This is a genomic window from Pseudomonas sp. Sample_10, from assembly GCF_004321495.1.
Taxonomy (GTDB): domain Bacteria; phylum Pseudomonadota; class Gammaproteobacteria; order Pseudomonadales; family Pseudomonadaceae; genus Aquipseudomonas.
The window spans coordinates 40,501-55,942 of record NZ_RCOE01000117.1 but is presented as its reverse complement, the minus strand read 5'-3'; the positions used below and the strand labels follow the sequence as shown (position 1 = coordinate 55,942).

20 protein-coding genes are annotated in these 15,442 nt (G+C 59.0%); 10 read left to right on the top strand and 10 right to left on the bottom strand.

Annotation, left to right across the window (positions count from 1 at the left end; genetic code table 11):
- Positions 1-157: 157 nt before the first annotated feature.
- The 10 genes from hisC to D8U18_RS11105 all read right to left on the bottom strand — a co-directional run bounded on the left by hisC (position 158) and on the right by D8U18_RS11105 (position 8,107).
- Entirely contained in the window at positions 158-1,210 is a 1,053-nt protein-coding gene (gene hisC / locus D8U18_RS11150; RefSeq protein ID WP_131107620.1) for a histidinol-phosphate transaminase, read from the bottom strand.
- Position 1,211: 1 nt separating this feature from the next.
- Complete coding sequence (gene hisD / locus D8U18_RS11145) at positions 1,212-2,537, bottom strand: histidinol dehydrogenase (protein ID WP_131107619.1); 1,326 nt, start codon at positions 2,535-2,537, stop codon at positions 1,212-1,214.
- Positions 2,538-2,662: 125 nt separating this feature from the next.
- The gene (hisG, locus tag D8U18_RS11140) at positions 2,663-3,298 is read right to left on the bottom strand and encodes an ATP phosphoribosyltransferase (RefSeq protein WP_008018703.1); all 636 of its coding nucleotides are present in this window, start codon (positions 3,296-3,298) and stop codon (positions 2,663-2,665) included.
- Positions 3,299-3,424: 126 nt separating this feature from the next.
- On the bottom strand, positions 3,425-4,690 hold the full coding sequence (gene murA / locus D8U18_RS11135; protein ID WP_056855038.1) for a UDP-N-acetylglucosamine 1-carboxyvinyltransferase: 1,266 nt from the start codon (positions 4,688-4,690) through the stop codon (positions 3,425-3,427).
- A gap of 22 nt (positions 4,691-4,712) precedes the next feature.
- A complete protein-coding gene (locus D8U18_RS11130; protein ID WP_008054378.1) occupies positions 4,713-4,952 on the bottom strand; it encodes a BolA family protein in 240 nt (79 codons plus the stop codon).
- Positions 4,953-5,066: 114 nt separating this feature from the next.
- Positions 5,067-5,372, bottom strand: coding sequence for an STAS domain-containing protein (locus D8U18_RS11125; protein ID WP_056855037.1), 306 nt, complete (start codon positions 5,370-5,372; stop codon positions 5,067-5,069).
- Positions 5,369-6,022, bottom strand: coding sequence for an ABC transporter substrate-binding protein (locus D8U18_RS11120; RefSeq protein ID WP_056855036.1), 654 nt, complete (start codon positions 6,020-6,022; stop codon positions 5,369-5,371). The genes D8U18_RS11125 and D8U18_RS11120 overlap by 4 nt, the downstream gene beginning before the upstream one ends.
- Before the next feature lie 11 nt (positions 6,023-6,033).
- Positions 6,034-6,501, bottom strand: coding sequence for an outer membrane lipid asymmetry maintenance protein MlaD (gene mlaD / locus D8U18_RS11115; RefSeq protein ID WP_056855035.1), 468 nt, complete (start codon positions 6,499-6,501; stop codon positions 6,034-6,036).
- Positions 6,501-7,298 carry a lipid asymmetry maintenance ABC transporter permease subunit MlaE gene (gene mlaE, locus D8U18_RS11110; protein ID WP_056855034.1) on the bottom strand — a complete coding sequence of 266 codons (798 nt, stop codon included), beginning with the start codon at positions 7,296-7,298 and terminating at the stop codon, positions 6,501-6,503. The genes mlaD and mlaE overlap by 1 nt, the downstream gene beginning before the upstream one ends.
- Positions 7,298-8,107, bottom strand: a complete 810-nt coding sequence (locus tag D8U18_RS11105; protein ID WP_056855033.1) for an ATP-binding cassette domain-containing protein — start codon at positions 8,105-8,107, stop codon at positions 7,298-7,300. Before D8U18_RS11105 ends, mlaE begins: the two co-directional genes overlap by 1 nt.
- A 275-nt stretch (positions 8,108-8,382) precedes the next feature.
- Between D8U18_RS11105 and D8U18_RS11100 the strand changes: the two genes are divergently transcribed.
- From D8U18_RS11100 to D8U18_RS11055, 10 genes are all read left to right on the top strand, one after another.
- Complete coding sequence (locus D8U18_RS11100; protein ID WP_130906270.1) at positions 8,383-9,357, top strand: KpsF/GutQ family sugar-phosphate isomerase; 975 nt, start codon at positions 8,383-8,385, stop codon at positions 9,355-9,357.
- A complete protein-coding gene (locus tag D8U18_RS11095; protein WP_056855031.1) occupies positions 9,357-9,881 on the top strand; it encodes an HAD family hydrolase in 525 nt (174 codons plus the stop codon). Before D8U18_RS11100 ends, D8U18_RS11095 begins: the two co-directional genes overlap by 1 nt.
- Before the next feature lie 7 nt (positions 9,882-9,888).
- Positions 9,889-10,461, top strand: a complete 573-nt coding sequence (gene lptC, locus D8U18_RS11090) for an LPS export ABC transporter periplasmic protein LptC (protein WP_056855030.1) — start codon at positions 9,889-9,891, stop codon at positions 10,459-10,461.
- Positions 10,448-10,996: a lipopolysaccharide transport periplasmic protein LptA gene (gene lptA / locus D8U18_RS11085; RefSeq protein WP_056855029.1), complete on the top strand. Its 549-nt coding sequence runs from the start codon at positions 10,448-10,450 to the stop codon at positions 10,994-10,996. The genes lptC and lptA overlap by 14 nt, the downstream gene beginning before the upstream one ends.
- Complete coding sequence (gene lptB, locus D8U18_RS11080) at positions 10,996-11,721, top strand: LPS export ABC transporter ATP-binding protein (protein ID WP_131107618.1); 726 nt, start codon at positions 10,996-10,998, stop codon at positions 11,719-11,721. The genes lptA and lptB overlap by 1 nt, the downstream gene beginning before the upstream one ends.
- Positions 11,722-11,901: 180 nt before the next feature.
- Positions 11,902-13,395 (top strand): RNA polymerase factor sigma-54, encoded by a 1,494-nt coding sequence (locus D8U18_RS11075; RefSeq protein ID WP_056855027.1) that lies wholly within the window; start codon positions 11,902-11,904, stop codon positions 13,393-13,395.
- 74 nt (positions 13,396-13,469) lie between these two features.
- Positions 13,470-13,778: a ribosome-associated translation inhibitor RaiA gene (gene raiA, locus D8U18_RS11070; RefSeq protein ID WP_007941242.1), complete on the top strand. Its 309-nt coding sequence runs from the start codon at positions 13,470-13,472 to the stop codon at positions 13,776-13,778.
- Positions 13,779-13,790: 12 nt separating this feature from the next.
- A complete protein-coding gene (ptsN, locus tag D8U18_RS11065; RefSeq protein ID WP_056855026.1) occupies positions 13,791-14,255 on the top strand; it encodes a PTS IIA-like nitrogen regulatory protein PtsN in 465 nt (154 codons plus the stop codon).
- Positions 14,256-14,257: 2 nt separating this feature from the next.
- The gene (rapZ, locus tag D8U18_RS11060; RefSeq protein ID WP_056855025.1) at positions 14,258-15,115 is read left to right on the top strand and encodes an RNase adapter RapZ; all 858 of its coding nucleotides are present in this window, start codon (positions 14,258-14,260) and stop codon (positions 15,113-15,115) included.
- Between the two features lie 15 nt (positions 15,116-15,130).
- A complete protein-coding gene (locus tag D8U18_RS11055) occupies positions 15,131-15,406 on the top strand; it encodes an HPr family phosphocarrier protein (RefSeq protein ID WP_056855024.1) in 276 nt (91 codons plus the stop codon).
- The last annotated feature ends 36 nt before the right edge of the window (positions 15,407-15,442 follow it).

Here is a 15,442-nt window from a genome sequence, read left to right as displayed (position 1 = left end):
TCACTTAAGGACGAACACTGTACCCGTGGCGAGGGAGCTGACGTGCTCTTAAGTGAAGAGCGAGGCTTGCACGCGAAGGACGATGGCTCGGTATTCGTTTTTTACCGAGTCGTCCTTTTTCGCGGGCAAGCCTCGCTCCTACAGATTCCGGGCCGGTTTAGAGATCGCCTAAACCGTCGATCAGCGCCTGGTTCTGCTCTGGCGTACCGATGCTGATCCGCAGGAACTGCGCAATCCGCTCCTGCTTGAAGTGCCGAACGATCACGCCTTGCTCACGCAACTTCGCCGCAAGCCCTGCCGCATCGTGCTGCGGGTGACGGGCAAAAATGAAGTTGGCCGCCGATGGCAGCACCTCAAAACCCTTCTCCTCCAACTGCGCAACAACCTTCTGGCGATTCTCGATCACCAATCGGCACGTCTTGTCGAAATACTCGCGGTCCTCGAATGCGGCGGCGGCGCCGACATTGGCCATGCGATCCAGCGGATAAGAGTTGAAACTGTTCTTGATCCGCTCCAGCGCCTCGATCAGGTCCGGATGGCCGACTGCCAGACCCACCCGCAGTCCCGCCAGGGAACGGGACTTGGACAGGGTCTGGGTCACCAGCAGATTTGGATAGCGGTCCACCAGCGCAATCGCGGTTTCACCGCCGAAGTCGATGTACGCCTCATCGACCACCACCACCGAATCCGGATTCGCCTTGAGAATCTGCTCGACCGCTTCAAGTGCCAGCAGGCAACCGGTCGGCGCGTTCGGGTTGGGGAAGATGATCCCGCCGTTCGGTTTGGCATAGTCCGCCGGGTTGATCCGGAACTGCTCGTCCAGCGGTACGGCGTCGAACGTGATGCCATACAACCCGCAGTAGACCGGGTAAAAGCTGTAGCTGATGTCCGGGAACAGCAATGGCTGATTGTGTTGCAGCAGACCGTGGAAGATGTGCGCCAGCACTTCATCGGAACCGTTACCGAGAAACACCTGATTGCTCTGCACGCCGTAGTATTTGGCCACGGCATTCTTCAACAGATCGCTGTTGGGGTCCGGGTACAGGCGCAGGTTGTCGTTCAGCTCAGCCTGCATCGCTGCCAGGGCTTTGGGCGATGGACCGTACGGGTTTTCGTTGGTGTTGAGCTTCACCAGCTTCGCCAGTTTTGGCTGTTCGCCCGGCACGTAAGGCACCAGATTCTTGACGAACGGGCTCCAGAATTTACTCATCTCAGTTCCCCTTCTTGTCGTCAACGATGCGGTATTCGGCGCTACGGGCGTGCGCGGTCAGCGACTCGCCACGAGCCAGCACGGAAGCGGTTTTACCGAGTTCCGAAGCACCCTGTTCTGAGCAGAAGATGATCGACGAACGTTTCTGGAAGTCATACACACCCAGCGGCGACGAGAAGCGCGCAGTACCGGAAGTCGGCAGCACGTGGTTCGGGCCGGCGCAGTAATCGCCCAGCGCTTCGGACGTGTGTCGGCCCATGAAAATCGCCCCGGCGTGACGAATCTGCGGCAACCAGGCTTGTGGATCGGCAACCGACAGCTCCAGGTGCTCCGGCGCGATACGGTTGGCCACTTCCATGGCTTGTTCCATGTCGCGCACCTTGATCAACGCACCACGGCCATTGATCGAGGTTTCGATGATCGTGGCGCGTTCCATGGTCGGCATCAGCTTGGCGATGCTGGCCGCGACCTTGTCGAGAAACTCGGCATCCGGGCTGACCAGAATCGCCTGGGCGTCTTCGTCGTGCTCGGCCTGGGAGAACAGGTCCATGGCGATCCAGTCCGGATCGGTCTGACCGTCGCACACCACAAGAATTTCCGACGGACCGGCGATCATGTCGATACCGACCTGGCCGAACACGTGGCGCTTGGCGGTGGCGACGTAGATGTTGCCCGGGCCGACCACCTTGTCGACCTTCGGCACGCTTTCGGTGCCGTAGGCCAATGCCGCAACGGCTTGCGCACCGCCGATGGTGAAGACCCGGTCGACCCCGGCGATGCAGGCAGCGGCCAGCACCAGTTCGTTGATCTCACCACGCGGGGTTGGCACCACCATGACCACTTCGGTCACGCCGGCAACCTTGGCCGGAATGGCGTTCATCAGCACCGACGATGGATAAGAAGCCTTGCCGCCCGGTACGTACAGCCCAGCGCGATCCAGCGGCGTGACTTTCTGGCCCAACACCGTGCCGTCGGCCTCGGTGTAGCTCCAGGAGTCCTGTTTCTGCTTTTCGTGGTAACTGCGCACACGGGCGGCAGCGACTTCGAGCGCTTCGCGCTGCGCCACGGAGATGCGGGTCAATGCCAGCTCCAGGCGCTCACGCGGCAGGATCAAGTCGGCCATGGACTTGACGTCCAAACCGTCGAACTGGCGGGTAAAGTCCACCAGCGCCGCGTCACCGCGCTCGCGCACAGCCTTGATGATGTCCAGCACTCGCTGATTGACCGAGTCGTCAGACACACTTTCCCAGCTCAGCAGATGATCCAGATGATGCGCGAAATCCGGGTCAGCAGCGTTGAGTCGGCGAATTGCAGTCGGTGCGGTCATAGCGAGAGCCTCATAGGAATGGCAAAAAACTCAGGCGCCCGAAGCTAACATTCGATCCGCTTGGGCACCTGAGAATTCTGGCTATGAGGCGGATAGACGGCGCGACTCAGCGTCGCGCAGGTGAATCAGCCGCGGTGTCGAGACTCCACTGCCTTGCGCAGGGTGTCGATCAACGCCTGGATACGGGCGTGCTGCATTTTCATCGAAGCTTTGTTGACGATCAGACGGGAGCTGATGGCCGCAATGAAATCCTGTGGCTCCAGGCCATTGGCCCGCAGCGTGTTGCCGGTGTCGACCACGTCGATGATCTTGTCGGCAAGACCGATCAGCGGTGCCAGTTCCATCGAACCGTACAGCTTGATGATGTCGACCTGGCGACCCTGTTCGGCGTAGTAACGCTTGGCAACGTTAACGAACTTGGTGGCGATGCGCAGGCGGCCCTTGGGCTCGACCGCGCCGACCTTGCCAGCCGTCATCAACTTGCATTGGGCGATTTGCAGGTCCAGTGGCTCATACAAGCCCTGGCCGCCGTATTCCATCAGCACGTCTTTACCGGCGACACCGAGGTCGGCGGCACCATGCTCGACATAGGTCGGCACGTCGGTGGCACGCACGATCAGCAGGCGTACATCTTCCTGGGTCGTGGGAATGATCAGCTTGCGGCTCTTGTCCGGATTCTCGGTCGGCACGATGCCCGCTTCAGCGAGAAGCGGCAGGGTGTCGTCAAGGATGCGGCCCTTGGACAGTGCGATGGTCAACATGGGAAACGTCAGTCCTTATCAAGGTACTCATGCCCGGTCGCAAACGGCGCCGGACACACATCGAGCCGGAAACCGGCTCGACTTCAACAATTCAACGGGCATGTCCTTATGCCCCTGCAGCAGGAACTAGCCCGGAACGCGACGGATCTTGGCGCCCAGCATCTGCAGTTTCTCTTCGATGCACTCGTAACCACGGTCGATGTGGTAGATGCGATCGATGAGGGTGTCGCCTTCGGCAATCAGTGCCGAGATCACCAGGCTGGCCGAAGCGCGCAGGTCGGTAGCCATGACTGGCGCGCCCTTGAGCTTTTCGGTACCGGTGACGATGGCGGTGTTGCCTTCGACCTGGATCTTGGCGCCCATGCGGTGCAGTTCGTAAACGTGCATGAAGCGGTTTTCGAAGATCGTCTCGATCACAGCACCGGTGCCTTCGGCAATGGCGTTGAGGGAGATGAACTGCGCTTGCATGTCGGTCGGGAACGCCGGGTACGGAGCGGTCCGCACGTTGACGGCTTTTGGCCGCTTGCCGTGCATGTTCAGCTCGATCCAGTCTTCGCCGCAGGTGATTTCGGCACCCGCTTCGCGCAGTTTTTCCAGCACGGCTTCAAGGATGGTCGGATCAGTGTCCTTGACCTTCACGCGCCCGCCGGTCACGGCAGCAGCAACCAGGTAAGTACCGGTTTCGATACGGTCCGGCATCACCTTGTAAGTGGTGGTGTGCAGACGCTCGACGCCATCGATGGTGATGGTATCGGTACCGGCGCCGGAAACCTTGGCACCCATGGCATTCAGGAAGTTTGCCAGGTCGACGACTTCAGGCTCGCGCGCGGCGTTGGCCAGAACGCTGCGGCCCTTGGCCAGGGCGGCGGCCATCATGATGTTCTCGGTACCGGTCACGCTGACGGTATCGAAGAAGAAGTGCGCACCGCGCAGGCCGCCTTCAGGCGCCTTGGCCTTGATGTAGCCGCCTTCGACGTCGATGATCGCGCCCATGGCTTCAAGACCACGGATGTGCAGGTCAACCGGACGCGAGCCAATGGCGCAACCGCCAGGCAGGGCAACTTCGGCTTCGCCGAAACGGGCAACCATCGGTCCCAGTACCAGAATCGACGCACGCATGGTTTTAACCAGTTCGTACGGAGCGATCAGGGTCTTGATGGTGCGAGGGTCGATCTCGACTGCCAGCTTCTCGTCGATCACCGGCTCGATGCCCATGCGACCGAACAGCTCGATCATGGTGGTGATGTCGTGCAGGTGCGGCAGGTTGGCAACGGTGACCGGGCCATCGCACAGCAGCGTGGCAGCCAGGATCGGCAGGGCAGAGTTCTTTGCCCCGGAGATGCGGATTTCGCCGTCAAGACGAGCACCGCCAGTAATAATCAATTTATCCATAAGAATCTCGACGCCCTTGGGCTCAGGTGCGCTCGGCCCAGGCCGCGCTGCTGAAAAATTTCATAGTGACCGCATGGATGCTGCCATCGGTGATCCATGGGTTCAAATGGGCATAGATCTGCTGCTGACGCTTCACCGGGCTCAACGCCGCCAGTTCATCGCTAATCACGTTCAGCTGGAAATTGCAGCCTTCGCCCTCGACTTCAACCTTTGTTCCGGGCAGCTTTCCTTCAAGGAAGCTCTTCACTTCTACGGCCTGCATGCTCAACCTCAATCGGCGCCCTGTGCGCGCGGGTCGGACATCATACAAAAAAGCCCCGCGCCTGCGAACCCCGCGGAGCAGGACTCTGACGGGGGGCTTCTTTATAGATGCGGGTTAGGGATGCGCCAACAGCTCGGTCAGCTCGCTGACCTGAGCGATTTCACGCATGTCTTCCGGCATTGCGCGGATGCTCAGCGCCTTGCCGGCAGCCTGTGCGTCGCGCATGAAACACAGCAGCAACGACAAACCGACGCTGCTGGATTTTTCTACCGCCGAACAATCGACCACCACTGTCGCCGCCTTGCTGGCCTTGATCAGCGCCTGCCCCTGCTGACGCAAGGCCGGGCCGGTGCGGTAGTCCAGCACGCCGCTGAGCCGCAGCTCGCCGGCTTCGTCCATCCGGACTGCCGACTCACTCATTGAGTTTGCTTCTCGGACGATTGTTCGGCAGTTTCCTTGGCCTTGGCGACTTCCCCGGCCCAACCATTGATGGTCTTGTCCAGATCGTTGCCATTGCGCTGCATTGCATCGGCGAACTGATCGCGGAACAGCTTGCCGATGTTGATGCCGTTGATGATGACGTTACGCAGTTTCCATTCGCCATTGATTTTTTCGAGGGTGTAGGACACTGGGTAGATCGCACCGCTGCTGCCCTTGACCGTCATGCCGACACTGGTGCGGTCCCCGGACTCCTCCTTGGGAGCGTCAACGGTGATGCCCTGGTTGTTGTACTCCAGCAAGGCGTTGCCATAGAACTGGAACAGACCTTTCTTGAAGTTCTCTTCGAAGGTCTTCATCTGTGCAGGCGTGGCTTTGCGCGAGTACTTGACCGTCATGATGCTTTTGGAGATGCCCTCGGCATCGACAACAGGCCCGACAATCGTGTTCAGCGCGTTATAGAAGTCTTGCGGATCTTGCTTGTATTTCTCTTTGTTGGCGGCCAGGTCGGCCAGCATCCGATTGGTGGTGTCCTGGACAAGGTCATGCGCGGAAGGGGCCGCCACGGCGTTAGCCATCAACGGCACGGCCGCGAGCAATATCAACAGGCCACGTCGCAAGGTAGAGATCATTTACAAATTCCTCATTTGGGGTCTTTGCTAACGGTGTTGAGAAGGAACTTCCCGATCAAGTCCTCGAGCACCAGCGACGACTGCGTGTCATGGATGGTCCCGCCATCCTTGAGCAACGCTTCTTCCCCGCCCACGCTGATACCGATGTACTTCTCGCCCAACAGGCCAGCGGTCAGGATAGATGCAGTGGAATCCGCCGGCAGATTATCTACACGCTTTTCCAGCTGCATGGTCACCCGACCGGTGAAACTGTCGCGGTCCAGATCGATCGCTGTGACCTTGCCGATAGTGACACCGGCCATGGTCACTTTAGCTCTGACCGTCAAACCGGCGATATTGTCGAAATACGCATAAAGTTTATAGGTGTCGGTGCTCGGGCTCGGGGACAGGCCACTGACCCGCAATGCCAGCAGCAACAAAGCCAGGATGCCAGCCAGCAAGAAAAGGCCGACACCGATTTCCAGGGTGCGGTTTTGCATCAGAAATCTCCAAACATCAAGGCGGTCAGAATAAAGTCCAGACCGAGGACTGCCAACGAGGCATAGACCACGGTCTTGGTAGTGGCGCGACTGATTCCCTCGGAAGTGGGCTCGCAGTCATAGCCTTGGAATACGGCGATCCAGGTCACGACGAAGGCAAATACGATGCTTTTGATGATGCCGTTGAGCACATCGTCAGTGAAGGTCACACTGTTCTGCATGTTCGACCAGTAGGAGCCCTCGTAGACACCCAGCCAGTCGACAGCCACCCACGAACCACCCCAGATGCCCACCACGCTGAAAATCATCGCCAGCACCGGCAGGGAAATGAAGCCGGCCCACAGGCGCGGGGCAATGATGTACTTGAGCGGGTCGACACCGATCATTTCCAGGCTGGAAAGCTGTTCGGTGGATTTCATGTTGCCGATCTCGGCTGTCAGCGCCGAACCGGCACGCCCGGCAAACAGCAACGCGGTCACGACCGGCCCCAGCTCACGCAAAAGCGTCAGCGCGACCATCTGCCCTACCGCCTGCTCCGAGCCGTAGCTGGACAAAATGTTGAAGCCTTGCAGCGCCAGCACCATACCGATGAACACCCCGGAGACCACAATGATCACCAGGGACATCACGCCTACCGAATGCAGTTGCTTGACCAGCAGACCGAAACCGCCGCCGATACCGCCGCGACCCAGCAGTGCGTGAAACAGAAACAGCGTCGAGCGCCCGAACACCGCCAGCACATCGATGCCGGCGTGGCCGAACCGGCGCACTCGTTCCAATAGTGAAATCTTGCGCATCAACGCTTCCCCAGAAGATCTGCGCGGTAATCCGTCGCTGGAAAGTGGTACGCGACCGGACCATCGGGTTCACCGGTCATGAATTGACGGATACGCGGGTCGTCCGAGTTCATCAGTTCGTCCGGCGTGCCCTGCCCCAGCACCTGCCCGTCGCCCACTACATAGATGTAGTCGGCAATGCTCGCGGTTTCGGCCAGGTCGTGGGAAACCACGATACTGGTGATGCCCAAGGCATCATTGAGCAAGCGGATCAGGCGCACCAATACGCCCATGGCGATCGGGTCCTGGCCAACGAAGGGCTCGTCATACATGAGAATCTGGGGATCGAGCGCAATGGCCCGCGCCAGCGCGACACGACGCTTCATGCCGCCGGACAGTTCGTCGGGCATCAGGTCGATGGCACCGCGCAAACCTACGGCCTGCAATTTGAGCAGGACGATATCCCGGATCATTTCTTCCGGCAGCTCGGTGTGAACGCGCAGTGGAAAAGCCACGTTCTCGAATACATCGAGATCGGTAAACAGTGCGCCACTCTGGAACAGCACGCCCATGTGCTTGCGGGCATCGAACAGATCGCTGCGCGACAACGTCGGCAGGTTCTGCCCATTGACCCAGACTTCGCCGCTATTGGGCCGCAATTGTGCGCCCATCAACCGCAACAGCGTAGTCTTGCCACACCCGGAAGGTCCCATGATGCCGGTGACCTTGCCGCGGGGAATACGGATATCGACGTTATTGAAAATGCTGCGCGCACCGCGCTTGAAGGTCAGTCCCTTCAGCTCGACCGCGTAGGCGTTATCGGCACTCATCTAAACTCCTTGCGATGCAGCCTCTCACTCGGACGCCTGACTTTCTGACGAAAGCACATGCCTCTCGGGCGGGCCGAACTGGCGGCGAACTATATCACTGCAATGGTCACGCGCCCAAGGCCAAAGCCGGGCCATATTCGGTCACATGCCCGCCATGACGCGTCATTTAGAGGGATTGAGTAACAAGGAATGACAATGCGCGACGAACTTGCGTGAGGGTTTCGATCATAACCGCTATAATCGCCGCCTTTTCATCAGGCTAAACGATTTCTGACATGAGCCAATCCAGCGACCTGATTCAATCCGCCCAACGCACCATTCGCCTCGAAGTGGAAGCCGTACAAGGCTTGCTGCCACAAATCGATGCGGATTTCGTACGCGCCTGCGAGATGATTCTGGCCAGCAAAGGCCGCGTAGTCGTGGTCGGCATGGGCAAGTCGGGGCACATCGGCAACAAGATCGCCGCCACCCTGGCCAGCACCGGCACCACGGCATTTTTTGTCCACCCCGCCGAAGCCAGCCATGGCGACATGGGCATGATCACCCGGGACGACATCATTCTCGCGCTGTCGAACTCCGGCTCGACCAATGAAATCGTCACCCTGCTGCCACTGATCAAGCGCCTGGGCATCCAGCTGATCAGCATGACCGGCAACCCTGACTCGCCGCTGGCCAAGGCCGCCGAGGTGAACCTGAATGTTCACGTCGAGCACGAAGCCTGCCCGCTGAACCTGGCGCCGACTTCATCGACGACCGCCGCACTGGTCATGGGCGATGCCCTGGCCGTTGCCTTGCTTGAAGCCCGCGGCTTTACCGCTGAAGATTTCGCGTTCTCGCACCCGGGCGGCGCCCTGGGCCGACGCCTGCTGCTGAAAGTGGACAACGTCATGCACGCCGGTCAGGAGCTCCCACAGGTCCAGCGCGGCACCCTGCTCAAGGATGCATTGATGGAAATGACCCGCAAGGGTCTGGGCATGACGGTGATCCTTGAAACCAATGGCAAACTGGCCGGGATCTTTACCGACGGTGATTTGCGCCGCACCCTGGACCGCAGCATCGACATCCATAGCGTCACGATCGATCAGGTCATGACCGCCCACGGCAAGACTGCCCGCGCCGAAATGCTCGCCGCCGAGGCCCTGAAAATCATGGAAGACCACAAGATCAACGCACTGGTCGTGGTTGACGACGAAGACCGTCCGGTCGGCGCCTTGAACATGCACGACTTGCTGCGCGCGGGGGTAATGTAATGAGTACCGACCTGTTGCAACGCGGCCAGGCAATCAAACTGGCGGTTTTCGACGTCGACGGCGTTCTCACCGACGGTCGCCTGTATTTCCTTGAAGACGGCAGTGAATTCAAGACATTCAATACGCTCGACGGGCAAGGCATCAAAATGCTGATGAACGCCGGCGTACAGACCGCCATCATCAGCGGCCGCAAGACCCCGGTGGTCGAACGTCGGGCAAAAAACCTCGGCATTCCTCATCTGTTCCAGGGGCGCGAAGACAAACTGGTGGTTCTCGACGGTCTTCTTGAGCAATTAGGCTTAAGCTATGAACAGGTCGCCTACCTCGGTGACGACCTGCCGGACCTGCCGGTGATTCGCCGCGTCGGTTTGGGCATGGCTGTGGCCAATGCCGCCAGCTTCGTGCGCGAGCACGCCCACGGCGTCACGATGGCCCGCGGTGGAGAAGGTGCCGCCCGTGAATTCTGCGAACTGATCCTGCGCGCCCAGGGCCGCCTCGATGCGGCCAACGCCGCGTACCTGTGAGCCAAACATGCTGAGCAAAAAAATACGCAACATACTGCTGTTCGGCTGCATCACGGCGATTTTCGCCGCGGTCGGCTATTGGAACATCAGTCCGGAACGCTTCCTCGACAAGCCGGTCGTGCAGGTCGATAACAGCGCAATTGATTACTACGCCATCAATGCCCATAGCGTGCAGTTCCTGCCCGATGGCAAGTTGCAGTATGAAATGACTTCGGACAAGGTCGAGCACCTGAAAGCGACTGAAGTAACGCTACTGACCAATCCGGACCTGAACATGTTCCGCGGCACGCAGTTTCCATGGCATGTCCAGAGCGATAAGGGTGAAGTCAATCCAGACGGCACCCAGGTCGAACTGATCGACTCGGTACGCATCACCCGCTTCGATGAGAAAAACCGCAGAACCCTGATCACCACCACTCGTATGACGGTGTTCCCGCAGCAGCAATATGCGCAGACCGAGCAACCCGTTAGAATCGACGGCGCTGGCGGTGTATCGACTGGCAAGGGAATGAAAGCGTATTTGAAAGAAAGCAGGATACACCTGCTATCGAACGTAAGAGGACAGTATGAGGCTCGTTAAAACCCTCCCTATTTTGCTCAGTCTGAGCGCTGCACTGGGAAGCGTGAGCGCCTGGGCTCTGCCGGACGATCAACAGCAGCCTATTCGCATCCAGGCCGACGACGCCCAACTGGACGACAAGAACGGTATTGCCACCTACACGGGCGATGTCATCATCACCCAGGGTTCGATGAAGGTCACCGGCAACAAAGTGACCATGACCCGCGCTCCGAATGGCGACATCGACGTGGTGACATCGGTGGGCAACCTGGCCTACTTCGAGCAACTGCAAACCGCGGGCGACACCAAACCCGTGCAGGGCTACGGCGTAACCATCCAGTACCACGCCTCGCAAAATCGCGTGGTGCTGATCGACCGCGCCAAAGTCATCGACAAGGACAACAACGTCACCCAGGGCGAGAAAATCGTCTACGACACCCAGAAGAAACTGGCCAGCGCTGGTCGCGCCACGGGTAGCAAGGTGACCGAGTCGCGTCCGCGCGTCGACATGGTGATCCAGCCGAAAAAGAAAACCGACGAGCAAAAGGCCCAGTAATGGCAACTCTGAAAGCTCAGCATCTGGCCAAGAGCTACAAGAGCCGCCAGGTCGTGCGTGACGTCAGCCTGTCCATCGACAGCGGTCAGATCGTCGGCCTGCTTGGCCCCAACGGCGCCGGCAAGACCACCTGCTTCTACATGATCGTCGGCCTGGTACAGGCCGATCAGGGTCGCGTACTGATCGACGACCTGGACGTCAGCCACCAGCCGATGCATGGTCGTGCGAAGGCGGGTATCGGCTATCTTCCGCAAGAAGCGTCGATCTTCCGCAAACTGTCGGTGGCCGACAACATCATGGCCATCCTCGAGACCCGCAAGGAACTCGACAAGGCCGGCCGTCGACAGGAACTGGAAAGCCTGCTGCAGGAATTCCACATCAGCCACATCCGCGACAACCTCGGCATGAGCCTGTCCGGTGGTGAGCGTCGTCGCGTGGAAATCGCCCGGGCATTGGCCACCAACCCGAAATTCATTCTCCTCGACGAACCTTTCGCCGGCGTGGACCCGATTTCGGTAGGCGATATCAAGCAGATCATTCATCACCTCAAGGCCAAGGGCATTGGCGTGCTGATCACCGACCACAACGTCCGTGAAACGCTGGATATCTGTGAAACCGCCTACATCGTCAACGATGGCCAACTGATCGCCGAAGGTGACTCCGACACCATCCTGGCCAACGATCTGGTCAAGGAAGTGTATCTGGGCCACGAGTTCCGCCTGTAAGCACTGAAGCTCATGGCGGTACAGTTCGCGACAAACAGTAAAAATCAACCTGTTTTTATTGTTACAGCGGTCTAGGCAAACACTTCAGTTTCAGGCATATAATTTGCTTATGTTTGGCGCTTCGGCGCCCTGTAGTGGATGGCGCATGTGCGCCGGCGAATAAGGTGTTAAGCCCCTGCCATGAAACCATCGCTAGTCTTGAGAATGGGCCAGCAGCTGACGATGACACCGCAGCTGCAACAGGCCATCCGCCTGCTCCAATTGTCGACCCTGGACCTGCAACAGGAAATCCAGGAGGCCCTGGAGTCCAATCCGATGCTCGAACGCCAGGAAGATGGTGAGGATTTCGACAATTCCGACCCTCTGGCCGACAACGTCGAACAGAAGCCCAACACCGAGATTCAGGAACCCTCGTATCAGGAAAGCGCCCCGACGGTGGACAACCTCGAGGAAGGCGACTGGAACGAGCGCATCCCCAACGAGCTGCCGGTCGACACCGCGTGGGAAGATGTCTACCAGACCAGCGCCAGCAGCCTGCCGAGCAACGATGACGACGAGTGGGATTTCACCACCCGCACCTCGGCCGGCGAGAGTCTGCAAAGCCATCTGTTGTGGCAACTGAACCTGGCGCCGATGTCCGACACCGATCGCCTGATTGCCGTGACCTTGATCGATTGCATCAACAATCAGGGCTATCTGGACGAGACGCTCGAGGAAATCCTGGAAGCGTTCGATCCGGAACTGGATATCGAGCTGGACGAAATCGAAGCCGTCCTGCACCGCATCCAGCAATTCGAGCCGGCCGGTATCGGCGCGCGCAACCTTGGCGAATGCCTGTTGCTGCAACTGCGCCAGTTGCCCGCCAAGACTCCGTGGCTGGCCGAAGCCAAGCGTCTGGTCACCGACTACATCGACCTGCTCGGCAGCCGTGACTACAGCCAGCTGATGCGCCGCATGAAACTCAAGGAAGATGAGCTGCGCCAGGTGATCGAACTGGTCCAGAGCCTCAACCCGCGTCCGGGCTCGCAAATCGAGTCCACCGAGGCCGAGTATGTCGTCCCCGACGTCATCGTGCGCAAGGACAATGAGCGCTGGCTGGTAGAGCTCAATCAGGAGTCGGTACCACGGCTGCGAGTGAACGCCCAGTACGCCGGTTTTGTGCGCCGCGCCGACACCAGCGCCGACAACACCTTCATGCGCAATCAGTTGCAGGAGGCTCGCTGGTTCATCAAGAGCCTGCAAAGCCGCAACGAAACCCTGATGAAAGTTGCCACCCAGATCGTCGAGCATCAGCGCGGCTTTCTGGAGTACGGCGACGAAGCCATGAAACCGCTGGTGTTGCATGACATCGCCGAAGCGGTCGGCATGCACGAATCGACGATCTCCCGGGTGACCACGCAAAAATTCATGCATACCCCCCGGGGCATTTATGAGCTGAAATACTTTTTTTCCAGCCACGTCAGCACCTCCGAAGGCGGCGAATGCTCGTCTACGGCGATCCGCGCGATCATCAAAAAACTGGTTGCCGCGGAAAATCAGAAAAAGCCGTTGAGTGACAGCAAGATCGCTGGTTTACTGGAGGCACAAGGCATTCAGGTGGCTCGCCGCACCGTCGCCAAGTACCGCGAATCCCTCGGGATCGCGCCTTCGAGCGAACGCAAGCGGTTGATGTAGAGCCACGCCACAGCGTTCCAGTGGCAGATCATCGGGTCTGCCGCTTTATGCACTGGCAACGAAGGAGAAGCTGTATGCAAGTCAACATCAGTGGACACCAACTGGAAGTGACCGAACCTCTTCGCACCTACATCGGCGAAAAACTCGAACGACTGGAGCGACATTTCGACAAGATCACCAACGTGCAGGTCACGATGACAGTCGAAAAGCTTAAGCAGAAAATCGAAGCCACGTTGCATATTCCCGGCAATGAAGTGGTCGCCAACGCGGAGCATACCGATATGTACGCGGCGATCGACGCATTGACCGACAAGCTGGATAAACAACTTAAAAAGCATAAGGAAAAGACCCAGAGCCTCCTCCAGGGCGCGACCGGTCGTTAACACTCCCTACCCATGATCCGACTTGAAAGCATCCTGACCCCCGGCCGTTCCCTGGTGAACGTGCCGGGCGGCAGTAAAAAGAAAGCCCTCGAGCAAATTGCCAACCTCATCCATCGCGAAGTGCCGGATCTGGCCATGCAGGATGTCTTCGAGAGCCTGGTCGCCCGTGAAAAACTCGGTTCAACCGGTTTTGGCAACGGTATCGCCATCCCCCACTGTCGCCTCAAGGGCTGTCATTCACCCATCAGTGCCTTGATGCACCTTGATGCCCCTATCGATTTCGATGCCATCGACGGCGCACCGGTTGACCTGCTGTTCGTTCTGCTGGTCCCGGAAGCCGCTACCGATGCGCACCTGGAACTTTTACGCCAGATCGCCAGCATGCTCGACCGCAAGGAAGTGCGTGAAAAACTGCGCAGCGCGCCGAGCAATGAAGCCTTGTATCAGGTAGTCCTGGACGAGCAAAACGGTCATTAATCATGCGCTTGATCATCGTCAGCGGACGCTCCGGCTCAGGTAAAAGTACTGCCCTCGATGTGCTTGAGGACAATGGCTATTACTGCATCGACAACCTGCCTGCCGGGTTGCTGCCCGAGTTGGCCGAGCGCGCATTGATCCATACCGAACTGGTGCAACCACTGGTTGCCGTATCCATCGACGCGCGTAACTTGCCGAGTCACCTGTCGCGGTTCCCCGAACTGCTCGAAGAAGTCCGCAGCCGGCATATCCAGTGCGATGTCCTGTACCTGGACGCCGACGAAGAAACCTTGCTCAAACGCTTTTCCGAAACCCGTCGTCGCCACCCATTGAGCAGCGCCAATCGCTCGTTGGCCGAGGCCATCAGTGATGAAACCAGCCTGCTCGGGCCGATTGCCGACCTTGCCGATCTCAAGGTAAATACCACCAACCTGAACCTGTATCAGCTGCGCGATACGATCAAGCTGCGCCTGCTGAACCAGCCGGAACCCGGCACGGCATTCCTGGTGGAATCTTTCGGCTTCAAGCGCGGCATGCCGGTGGACGCCGATCTGGTGTTCGATGTGCGCTGCCTGCCCAACCCCTACTGGAAGCCGGAGCTGCGCGCGCAGTCCGGCCTTGATCAACCTGTGATCGAGTACCTGGCGGCGCAACCGGATGTCGAGGAGATGTTCCAGGACATTTCCACATACTTGCTCAAATGGCTACCGCGCTTTGCGGCCAGTAACCGCGCTTACGTCACGATTGCCATCGGTTGCACCGGCGGACATCACCGCTCCGTCTACCTGACCGAACGCTTGGGCAAGACCCTGCAGCAATCCCTGAAGAACGTCCAGGTTCGCCACCGCGACCTCAGCTAAAGGATTCACATCGCGATGCCTGCTCTGGAAATCGAAATCATCAACAAGCTGGGCCTGCACGCCCGGGCATCCGCAAAATTCGTTGGGGTCGCCGGTCAGTTCAAGGACTGTACGATCAGGGTAGGCCGCACGCCGCAAACCACCGTCGACGGAAAAAGCATCATGGCCATGATGATGCTGGCTGCTGGCAAAGGAACGAGGATCTACCTGAGTACGGAAGGCGAACAGGAGCAGGAAGCGCTGGACGCCTTGGTCGCACTGATCAACAACTACTTCGACGAAGGCGAGTAAGCGGCAAGCCTATCGTTGACCGGCACTGCGAAATCG